The following is a 9,814-nucleotide window of genomic DNA, read 5'->3' on the forward strand; positions in this document are numbered from 1 at the left end:
CGGCATAGGTACCTACCAATGATCCGTCACTGGCTCTAAGCTTGGTTACATTTTCACTAACACGGTTAGTAACCCAGATATTGGCACCGTCAAAGGCGATGGCATAAGGATGGCTTCCCACAGCATAGGTACCCACCCATGATCCGTCACTGGCTTTAAGCTTGGTTACAGTATTACTGCCCGTGTTAGCAACCCAGATATTGACACCATCAAAGGCGATGCCCCAAGGATTACTTCCCACAGCATAAGTAATGCCAACCTGATTGGCTTCCCACCATTGTAACAGGGCTATCTGTAAAGGATTGAGGGATGCTCCGGGAGGGCCTGTAGGTCCCTGTTCACCTTGAGGCCCCTGTTCTCCCTGCGGCCCAACTGGTCCCTGTTCTCCCTGTATACCCTGCTCACCTTGAGGCCCTTGCTCACCCTGTATACCCTGTTCTCCCTGAGGCCCCTGTTCTCCCTGTATACCCTGCTCACCTTGTACACCTTGTAATCCTTGTTCACCCTGCTCACCTTGAGGTCCTTGCTCTCCCTGAGGGCCAACTGGTCCTGGCTCACCTTGCAGTCCCTGCTCACCTTGAGGCCCTTGCTCTCCCTGTATACCCTGAATGCCCTGAGGCCCGGTGCAGCCCGCAACCAGCGCTGACAACAGCGCAAATACTACCAGGATTACTACTAGCTTATTGAAAGTTTTCATGGCTTCCTCCTTTATCCTTTAATAATAAAAACGCCATAAGTTCTCTGAATCTATTTTGCATTTTACGGCTTGATTATAATCTTCGAAAATGCCTTTACCAATACTTTTTTTCTCAGTAGTATTCTACATACTCTGAATGTAGAGCCACGTGTTCAACCCTACCAGCGCTTCTTCCATTAACAGGTGGCTGGTTTGGATCGGACACGTGGTATGGTTTGGGCTGGACAGGTGGCCGATTTCAGCAGAATACGCATCAAAATTCCAACTTACTCAAAATTGATACCTCAATCACACTATTCGATCTGTATAAGACTCCTCATCTGTTTCGATTAAAAGTTGTAAAATAAAAGTGTTTGTTAGCTCATTTCTCGGGCGTAAACACGATGGTTTGAGCGATCCAGTGAATAAACGAACCAGTACCGTGATATTCTTCACCGGTCGGGCCAGATTCTCTCTGGAAACTCCAGGAAGCAGCACAGCATGGCCATTCATTCCATGCTATCCACTGGTGGGGTTCGGTCCATGTGATGTAGCCGGAATTGGCAGAGATGCGCACAACCAGACAATTTTCAGTTGGAGCATCGACAGATGGGGTCATGATGCCCAGCGGCGATACAAATCCATCAGGCGGAGGCTCAGTATGGCCAGCCCCAACTGCCAGAGGACCAACTCCTGAGATTCTGGCCGCCCAGAGGCCGTCAGCCCCGGGGAAAGTGTATTCCTCAGGCTCATTTAGCCCGGCACGTTTAAACCAGGTGCGCATTTCGTATGGTCGCGAGGCGTCTTCTATGGAAGGTTGGGAATGGAGCGGCTCAAATCCTTCAGCCGCTTCTCCGTCAAAGCTGCATACTAAAATCACCTCGCCTTCTTGCAGGCCAGGAGGGCTCTTTACAGTATCGCTTCCGGGGGAATGGGTTGTGGTGGCTGGATTCAAATAAGGGAATGTAAAGGTATCAGGGTATGGTATCTCTACTTCAACAACAGATATATTTACCCTTCTTAAATCAGCTTCATCCGCAGTCGTGTCACCCTGGCGTGTTAACTCAACTCTTAAATCATCCCAGCTAGCCGGTTCGGTTTTCAGCTCGAACTCCCGCGTTGTCCAGGTATCCGATACGCTATCTTCGACCCATTCGCCGATAAGGCTGGTGCCATCGTACAACTTTATAATAAGGTCAAGCTCTACGCCTCCGGGTAGATCTTTGGCAAATATGCAGCGCAACAATCTTGGTCCGTTGCCAGGTTGAAGACCTTCACTCAAGCCGAGCATCGTTGAAGAATTTTCATCAGCCGGAGAAGAAATATAACTGGGGCCGGGGTCCCAGCTCAACCAGAGAGCTGAAAGCCCCCGGTTCAATGCCCGGTACCAGCCGTCTACTTCGGTCCAGTTAGTATCAAATTCTTTATCAGGCAGAAGAGCCTGGTTTTGAGGGTTCCATTCCGGCGGGAAGGGTGACCCGGATTTCGGGTCATTGGGGTCGGGTTTACAAGCGGCAATCGTTGAATTAAGGGCAGCCAGCATAAAAAGAGCGAGAGCTGATCTGAATAAAATGGATTTTTTTATAACTGTAACTATCTGCATTTTACCCTCCACTTTTGTTACCAGTATTGATCATTAAAACTGGCTGGCGAGGTTGAGATGCAGAAACGCTTTAAAAGCTGCTGAGTAAATGATATCAAACCTTCCCGGGTTTATCAATATAGCAACGCTGTTACTGATAACGTTTCTTGCGCGCTAATAACGATTCTTCCGCCTGTTCGGATCGACCTGTAACTCCAGCGCAGGTTGAGTCGCCTCTCAAATATACCGACCCCGGTTTGGCGGTTTGACTATAACGTTACGTTATAGTTGATGATATTTACAGCGATGGGTTATACGGTTAAAAAGCTTGCTGAGTTTGCCGGCGTCAGTGTACGCACACTGCACTATTATGATGAGACAGGGCTGCTTAAGCCAGATTTTCGAAGTAATAGAGGGTATCAGACTGGACATTGTTCGTTTCTTCGCATATATTGTGAAGTGAAGAATTATGCAGGAGAGTGGGCTTATGAAATTCATTACGGCAAAAGAAGCCGGTGAAAAATGGGGGATATCCGATCGGCGGGCGCAGATTCTGTGTAAGCAAGGCAGGATTAAAGGCGCTTATCGACTCGGATGGACTTGGGCTATCCCGGAGGATGCCGAAAAGCCTATTGATGAGCGTTTAAAGCCTGCGGAGTAAGGGGTGAAGCTATATGCCGATGTGGTACACATTTCATCAAGGACGGCAAGCAATACTCTTTGGCGGTAAAGGATTTATGCGCTCAAGCGAGAAAAGCGAAAATTAACTTATAAGGACGGTGGCGAAGCATGAAAAGTAAATGGCATAAACATATTATAATCTCCCTATGTGCTTTCATATTGTGCGGTTTCGCCCTATGGGGTGTGTGGCAGCTTTGGTTTAATCCTTATCGCAGTACAGTAAGTGAATTACGCCCGTCCTATGAACTGGAAACTATTTTAACTTCGCAGCAAGCGGTAGAGGATTTGGATTATCTTGTACACCGATTGGCAGAGCGTCATCCTGCATGTATGAACGGTCTGCCCGATAACGTACATCTTGAATATGAGCGGGAGCGCGCGGGAATTGCTACGCTTCCGGAAGTGTCGGTTTTGTCGCTCTGGCAGAGTGCAGCGAGCATTTTGAGCAGTTTGGGGGACGCCCACACCGCCGTAGGTGTGAATTACCAGAACAGGGTAGGCTTGCCCTTCACCTTCGCATGGAAGGATGACACATTGACCTGTTCAAGCGGCGAATATGATGGGTATATTGTGATTGAAATCGGAGAGATTTCGACTGACGAACTATACCAACGCTTTCTTACTCAGTTTTCCTACGAACTGGATGCATGGGCGAGACACTCTTTCGCCTCACGATTAAATCGCGGCGAATATCTGGCTTTTGTCGGTGTGGACATGCAAAAGGACATTCCGCTTGTGCTGGAAAACCCAAATGACAGCAGCCGCATAACCGCGATTTTTACGCTACGAAAAGATACCGATTCCGGTGATGAGAGAGACGAACCAAATTTCGATTACTCCATTGATTCATCTGCCGGTGTGGGGGTTTTCGCCCTGCATCAATGCGTATATGATGAAGAATACAAGAACGGTCTGCGGGATTTCTTCACGGCTGTTCAGGAAAACAATATCCGTAGCGTGATTGTAGATTTAAGGAGCAATCCAGGTGGAAACTCGTTGGTTGCAAATGAGTTTATCCGATATCTACCGGCAGAAAGTTATTTCATCGGTGCCTCCGAGGTTCGTTTTGGCTCAATCCTAAGGAAAAACAAGCCGCAGAGCCGGGAAAACCAACAGCTTACTCCAGTCTTTTCAGGTGATGTATATGTACTGACCGGAGCAGATACGTTTAGCTCAGCCACGGACTTTGCAACATTAATTTCAGATAATAAATTGGGGACGGTGGTCGGAGAGGTTCCCGGCAACATGCCCTCATCTTACGGGGATATTCTTTATTTTCAGACGCCGAATGCGGGGCTTGTTTTTACCGTATCTTATAAATATTTCATACGGCCGGACGCATCAAAGTCTGATTCGCCTCTTATTCCAGATGTGGCAGTTCACGCCAAGGATGCGCTCATTGAAACGATTCGGTTGATTAGGAAAGGGAGTTAGAGATATGCAGATTGGAGAGATTTGACCGTTTCTGCTTCCAGGGGTATTGCTTCAGTTATTGATGCAGATCCTCTGTATTGTGGAGGGCGTAAGAGAAGATAAGCGAAAGCCATTTCATCGCGCCCTGTATATCTTGTCCATCGCTATTTTTGGGTTGGCGGCCATTGCCTTCCATCTGCTCCGTGACGAAAAGATGCCGCCAAAGGATAGCACTACTGCCGAAGTAGAAAGAGCCACCCATTTAACGAATAAAGGCATCTTTTTCCTGCTGCTGATTGCTTATCAAGTGATGGGGCTGCATATGCTGGCCGAGAATGTTGGAACTCCGGTATACATCCCCTTACTTTGGTATGTTTACCTTTATCGATTGATGACAAAAGAAAAATTATTTAGATGTTACAGACTGGAAAGAAATCACATGAAGAAATCGGCAATATGAAACTTAGTGAACTGTCATATTTTAAGAAGGAGCTTCAATAAAAGACTTTAGTAAAGTACTTTGTCTTTGTTTTCCTGGGACATAATTCGCTCCTTTTGCTGTTACTCAGTCTACTACCTCTAAGGAACCTGCGCCACTTGCTTATACTCTACGGTTTTAGTGGCACTATTTGTGTCCTATTTCGCTGACGGTCTACACTTGCTATCCCCGTATTTGCCAGGAATTCTCCCTGAATACAGAGGACCATTTGCATCCAAATGGCAAATATAAGGTTTGAATGCCGGACATGTTATTGATCAAAAGGAGGGGAATGGTGGATGGCTGGTGAATGAATATAGTGATGGGGGGGCTTATTACACCCCCCCCATTTTTTCAACTACGCAATACTTTTAAGTTCTGCCAAATGTTCTTCAACGGCTTTGGCTTCTGCCTGAAGATTCTTAAGGTATTCTTCCAGGCGCGAAATCTTTTCTTCACGAGAAATAAAGCGCCGGCTGAAATGATAGCCGTGGAAACCTTCATGCTTGCAACCGCAGCCTGTGTGGTTAAAGTGTCTGTGTTGCCTGCGAAATTCAACTATCTTGCTCACCTCCTTTTTTTCTGGTATGTATGTTAATAAAGGATTCATATCTATCTATTAAACGTGCGAGTTTAGCCTGGATATTATGGACATGCTCAATCCAGCCATCCAGATACCCGATACCATCGGCCGTAACCTCGTAGACCCGACGGGCAGCACCGGAGCCTTCATTATCCCAGGATGATTTAACGAGCCCGTCTTCTTCGAATTGACGCAGGGTACGGTATAGCAGTCCGGGGTCGATTCCGCGGGTGTCTTCATTCTGGTTAAGCCTTTCCAGCAGCTGGTAACCGTGTGCAGGGCTGTCAGCGAGCAGTAGCAGCAACCAGGGCTGTACAAAACCGCGCATCCTGCCGGTAAGAGGGCCGTGGAAACCATGGCCTGTTCTAGAGTGATGTCCACGCATTATAGACCTCCATGATAAAAGAAATAATAAACATATATATGACTTATACATATATTATCAAATTAACAATAGCATGTCAAATCAATACCGTGATAGCCGGATTCTATATTCTTCATAACATGCATAGAACAACAGGGTTGCGAGGAAGAGGATAAATGGAGGGTGACCTTCCCCCCCGAAAACAGTAGTACCCTGACTTAGAGTCCTGCGTTATAATAAAAAACCGAGGAGGACTCATAAAGGCAAGACAATACACCGAGGAACAGATCATCGCCGTTCTTAGAGAAGGCGAAGCCGGTGCCAAGGTAGCCGATCTCTGCCGAAAGTACGGCATGAGTGATGCCACTTACTACAACTGGAAAGCCAAATACTCCGGTATGAGCGTGAGTGACCTGAAGAGACTTAAAACCCTGGAAGCCGAAAACAGGCGGCTCAAGCAGATTGTAGCCGACCAAGCCCTGGATAACCTGGCCTTAAAGGAACTGCTCTTGTAAAAACTTCTAACGCCCGAGGTTAAGCGGCAAGCGGTCTCTCACGTAAGGGAGCGCCTTGGGCTAAGTGAAAGAAGGGCCTGCATTCTGGTAAACATATCCGTACCAGTATACCGGTACAAGCCCAAACCGGATAATGATGAAACCAATCAGGCTCCATGATGCCCGGCATACTCATGCTTCCCTGATGCTGAAAGACGGCATCCATCCAAAAATTGTTCAGGAGAGGCTGGGGCACAGCTCAATAACCACAACCCTGGACATTTACAGCCATGTATCAAAGGGGATTCAGCAGGCAGCTGCGGAAAGCTTCGATAGACTTTTGACGAACGGAAGGGTGGAAGTTGGGACTAATAAAAATTATTAGTACAATATTAGGCCATAAAGGCCTATCATGATGAAGAAATTCACTGAATTTAGCTTTGAATTTAACTCTTTCTGGGCTGAAAGTAGCGCATACGGGATTCGAACCCGTGATCTCCGCCTTGAGAGGGCGGTGTCCTAGGCCGCTAGACGAATGCGCCATAATAATGGCTGGGGAAGAAGGATTCGAACCTTCCCATACGGATTCAGAGTCCGCTGTCCTACCACTAGACGATTCCCCAGCGCCAGCGTTAAGTATATCATCTAGTATCATTTTCCATCAAGAAATAAAAGCATGCAGCTTGAATAATCGGTATATGTAGCCGTAGACTTCATGCCGGTATTTGAAGTATCATACAAGTTAAGGGGGCTTAAGATTGGTTGATACATCCGAACTTGAACAGGTGCTAAATTACCATTTTGAGAACAAGGCTTTGTTTCAGGAAGCACTGGTGCATAGCTCATTACTTAACGAAAACCACGCACCCGGGATTGAATCTAATGAAAGACTGGAATACCTGGGGGATGCAGTTCTCGGCCTTGTAGTTGCCCACGAACTGTTTATCTTAATGCCCGAAGTTGATGAAGGCGAATTAACTCGCCTCCGCTCCAGGCTGGTTTGCAGCGCTACGCTTGGTTTTCTAGGTAAGAAAATCCAGCTCGGTAATTACCTTTTCATGGGAAAAGGCGAGGAGGCCAGCGGCGGCCGAACCAAGACTACCAATTTGGCCAGGGGGCTAGAGGCAGTGCTAGGCGCGATATATCTTGATGGCGGCTTGGAGAGTGCCCGCAGCGTAATCCGACGCCTCTATGGTAAGGAGTTGGAGGAAATTGCCCATAACCAATTATGCACAGATTCCAAGTCCCGCCTGCAGGAAATAGCCCAAGCCGAGCGCCTTGGTATTCCGGTTTATAAAATAATAGAATCCAACGGTCCAGTTCACAAACCTGAATTTACCGCAGAAGTGCTACTAGAAAATAAAGTAATAGCAACAGGTAAGGGGAAAAGTAAAAAATTAGCCGAAGCTGATGCTGCCTACAACGCCATACAGATATTAGAAAATTAAAAAGCAGGACGATACGTCTTTACACGCATCAAGCGTCCTGTTAAAATTTAACGTTTACAATAATAAAGGGGTTATATATGAGTAAAGACAAACCAAGTCGAGAAACAAAAAAACCAAAAAAAGGTTCGGTCAAACCGATTATGCCGGATGTGATTGCTCCACCGCCTTCTGTTGAGGTTGTACGAAAGCGCCGAAAAGCCGGGGATGAAGAATAGTCCCGAATCAATAGAGAGCCGTCAATTCAATACTGCCAAAATCCTGATTTACGGCCGTGTACAGGGCGTATCATTCCGGCGGTTTGCGGCTAGTTGCGCTGCAAAAACTGGCATAAACGGTTATGTTAGAAACTTAAACGATAGCCGTTCAGTCGAAGCCATTGTCCAGGGAAGCCCTGCTTCCCTGGATAGTTTTTTACGGCTTTTAGAAAAAGGGCCTCCCGACTCTCTGATTGAAAAAATCATTGTGGGGAAAATCTGCCCTGAACAGCTTTACAATAGTTTTGATATAAGATAATTGTCAAGATCAGTCTTCTCCCCCTTCGAGTTCTGCTTCAGCTTCATCAACCAGATCCAGATAAGTTGTTTTGATATCTAAAGCTGTTGACATCTCACGATCGATGTAATAAGGCTCCCCCTGATATATCTTGCCAAAATGACTTTTAGAATCTTTAGCTCCATTTCGGATATTCAGACGATTATTCCCTTCGATAATCCCCATATCAAATGGCATGGTAAAATAAAGATCAGCAAGGACTCTCTGCATATCAAACTCATTCAAGTTTTTCCAATTCTTTCCATATCTTTCTACAGAAAGCAGAGGTAAAAGATTCGCTATGCTGAACTGCCCCTCGCCATTTTCAACTTTAAGTGGACATGTAGTGATTAAATAATCACTCGACAGCACAATATTTGGAATGAGAAAAGTCGGTATCGCCAGCGGTTTTTCCAGAGGATTATCTACTTCTACCCACACGCAATCTTTAACATCCACCATTATAACCCTCGGGAAATCGTAACCAAGTGCTTTGTAAACCGCATTTACTGGGCTGCCATCAGCAGTTCCGCCAATAATCAGGATATCAGCATCACTCACCCTTCGAATGCCGTCAATGATGGTGCTAAGCAATTTTGGGCTAGTTGTATACGGGTAACCTTTTTCGGAGGAAATGTCTGGCTTTATAAGAACCCTGCGAGCCCGTGTTATTGGCCGCGGTGCATTAAAAACGAACTCATCTGAGTTAAAAATCAAGGGACACCTCTAACATTATGCAATCTCCATTTGTGTAATTAATTGATTCTCAGAGGTAGAAGATGCCATAGTACCGGCCTTCTCAAGATCTTCATATGTATTAATATTGAAAAAACTAATATGCTCTGGATCAAACCGGTCAATTTCGCCCTTTTCTATATACCTTACCCTCATCTGTTCCAAGAGGTTGCGAACTTTGTAATTTCCTTTATCGATCAATTTCGCAATAGCATCAATGCATTCAACCGAATAATAAGCATGCAAAGGCTCCCGCAATTCACCGTATGTCGGAATTACAACGTCATAACCTGGACTAAGGTTAATAATATAGCGGGCAAATTCGGGGTTTACAAAAGGCATATCACAGGCAGTCACAAAACCACCTTCACCAATACAAGCTTTAAGGCCGCTGTAAATGCCAACAAGCGGTCCTTTACCAGGATATATATCCTCAACTACCTCCAACCCACCCAAAGTGCGGCTAACAGGTAATTTCTGCCCTGGCGCACTAACCACGATAATCTGGCTAACTAAAGACCCCAACCGGGAAATACCCCTTTCCAGTAGGGTCTGGCCTTTTAATTCAACCCAAGCCTTCTCTTGCCCTAGCCTTCGTCCTTTTCCTCCAGCTAGTATGATGAGGCTGTTATTACGAGACAAAATATTATTTGGCGCTACCCACCCCCTTATATTTTATTTTACCATCCTCGTCAATACCTGTCGCCCCACTGTCCCTGCTGGTTTGTTGTAGCTTCGTTAAAACAGATGATATACTTGCAAGCGAATGGAAATTGCGGAAATTGGCGAATTCGGCCTCATAGAATTGATAAAAAACACCATTGGCAAT

The 9,814-nt window shown here is 46.1% G+C and carries 14 protein-coding genes, 2 tRNA genes and 1 pseudogene; 8 read left to right on the forward strand and 9 right to left on the reverse strand.

What is annotated here, in order from left to right; genetic code table 11:
* Together PHX29_06410 and PHX29_06415 are read right to left on the reverse strand one after the other, a co-directional pair.
* Positions 1-697 (reverse strand): hypothetical protein (locus PHX29_06410; protein ID MDD5605519.1); only part of this gene is annotated, 697 nt, incomplete at its 3' end.
* 361 nt (positions 698-1,058) lie between these two features.
* On the reverse strand, positions 1,059-2,279 hold the full coding sequence (locus tag PHX29_06415; GenBank protein ID MDD5605520.1) for a hypothetical protein: 1,221 nt from the start codon (positions 2,277-2,279) through the stop codon (positions 1,059-1,061).
* 466 nt (positions 2,280-2,745) lie between these two features.
* Here PHX29_06415 and PHX29_06420 point away from each other — a divergent pair, with 466 nt between their 5' ends.
* The 3 genes from PHX29_06420 (at position 2,746) to PHX29_06430 (ending at position 4,812) form a co-directional block, all read left to right on the forward strand.
* Positions 2,746-2,919, forward strand: a complete 174-nt coding sequence (locus PHX29_06420) for a DNA-binding protein (GenBank protein ID MDD5605521.1) — start codon at positions 2,746-2,748, stop codon at positions 2,917-2,919.
* Between the two features lie 128 nt (positions 2,920-3,047).
* Positions 3,048-4,373, forward strand: coding sequence for a S41 family peptidase (locus PHX29_06425; GenBank protein ID MDD5605522.1), 1,326 nt, complete (start codon positions 3,048-3,050; stop codon positions 4,371-4,373).
* A 58-nt stretch (positions 4,374-4,431) separates the two neighbouring features.
* Positions 4,432-4,812: a hypothetical protein gene (locus PHX29_06430; GenBank protein ID MDD5605523.1), complete on the forward strand. Its 381-nt coding sequence runs from the start codon at positions 4,432-4,434 to the stop codon at positions 4,810-4,812.
* 376 nt (positions 4,813-5,188) lie between these two features.
* Here the strand turns inward: PHX29_06430 and PHX29_06435 are convergent, their stop codons facing one another.
* Both PHX29_06435 and PHX29_06440 read right to left on the reverse strand, forming a co-directional pair.
* On the reverse strand, positions 5,189-5,401 hold the full coding sequence (locus PHX29_06435) for a hypothetical protein (protein MDD5605524.1): 213 nt from the start codon (positions 5,399-5,401) through the stop codon (positions 5,189-5,191).
* Positions 5,385-5,798, reverse strand: coding sequence for a helix-turn-helix transcriptional regulator (locus tag PHX29_06440; GenBank protein MDD5605525.1), 414 nt, complete (start codon positions 5,796-5,798; stop codon positions 5,385-5,387). Before PHX29_06440 ends, PHX29_06435 begins: the two co-directional genes overlap by 17 nt.
* A gap of 236 nt (positions 5,799-6,034) precedes the next feature.
* Between PHX29_06440 and PHX29_06445 the strand changes: the two are divergent.
* Positions 6,035-6,385 (forward strand): annotated as a pseudogene (locus tag PHX29_06445) (transposase).
* A 40-nt stretch (positions 6,386-6,425) separates the two neighbouring features.
* Complete coding sequence (locus tag PHX29_06450; GenBank protein MDD5605526.1) at positions 6,426-6,656, forward strand: tyrosine-type recombinase/integrase; 231 nt, start codon at positions 6,426-6,428, stop codon at positions 6,654-6,656.
* A gap of 83 nt (positions 6,657-6,739) precedes the next feature.
* On the opposite strand, the gene PHX29_06455 is transcribed toward PHX29_06450, so the two are convergent.
* Together PHX29_06455 and PHX29_06460 are read right to left on the reverse strand one after the other, a co-directional pair.
* Positions 6,740-6,813: transfer RNA gene (locus tag PHX29_06455), tRNA-Glu, on the reverse strand.
* A 7-nt stretch (positions 6,814-6,820) separates the two neighbouring features.
* A tRNA-Gln gene (locus PHX29_06460) sits at positions 6,821-6,894 on the reverse strand.
* 135 nt (positions 6,895-7,029) lie between these two features.
* On the opposite strand from PHX29_06460, the gene rnc reads away from it, so the two are divergent.
* The 3 genes from rnc (at position 7,030) to PHX29_06475 (ending at position 8,232) form a co-directional block, all read left to right on the forward strand.
* Entirely contained in the window at positions 7,030-7,719 is a 690-nt protein-coding gene (rnc, locus tag PHX29_06465) for a ribonuclease III (GenBank protein MDD5605527.1), read from the forward strand.
* A 77-nt stretch (positions 7,720-7,796) separates the two neighbouring features.
* Positions 7,797-7,934, forward strand: coding sequence for a hypothetical protein (locus tag PHX29_06470; GenBank protein MDD5605528.1), 138 nt, complete (start codon positions 7,797-7,799; stop codon positions 7,932-7,934).
* Entirely contained in the window at positions 7,924-8,232 is a 309-nt protein-coding gene (locus PHX29_06475) for an acylphosphatase (protein MDD5605529.1), read from the forward strand. The genes PHX29_06470 and PHX29_06475 overlap by 11 nt, the downstream gene beginning before the upstream one ends.
* Before the next feature lie 9 nt (positions 8,233-8,241).
* Here the strand turns inward: PHX29_06475 and PHX29_06480 are convergent, their stop codons facing one another.
* From PHX29_06480 to PHX29_06490, 3 genes are all read right to left on the reverse strand, one after another.
* Positions 8,242-8,967, reverse strand: a complete 726-nt coding sequence (locus PHX29_06480) for a DUF362 domain-containing protein (protein MDD5605530.1) — start codon at positions 8,965-8,967, stop codon at positions 8,242-8,244.
* Positions 8,968-8,982: 15 nt separating this feature from the next.
* Positions 8,983-9,627 carry a molybdenum cofactor guanylyltransferase gene (locus tag PHX29_06485; GenBank protein ID MDD5605531.1) on the reverse strand — a complete coding sequence of 215 codons (645 nt, stop codon included), beginning with the start codon at positions 9,625-9,627 and terminating at the stop codon, positions 8,983-8,985.
* 4 nt (positions 9,628-9,631) lie between these two features.
* On the reverse strand, positions 9,632-9,814 hold a 183-nt coding region (locus PHX29_06490; protein MDD5605532.1), incomplete at its 5' end, for a hypothetical protein.

This window comes from Dehalococcoidales bacterium, assembly GCA_028717385.1.
In the GTDB taxonomy this organism is placed as follows: Bacteria; Chloroflexota; Dehalococcoidia; order Dehalococcoidales; family CSSed11-197; genus CSSed11-197.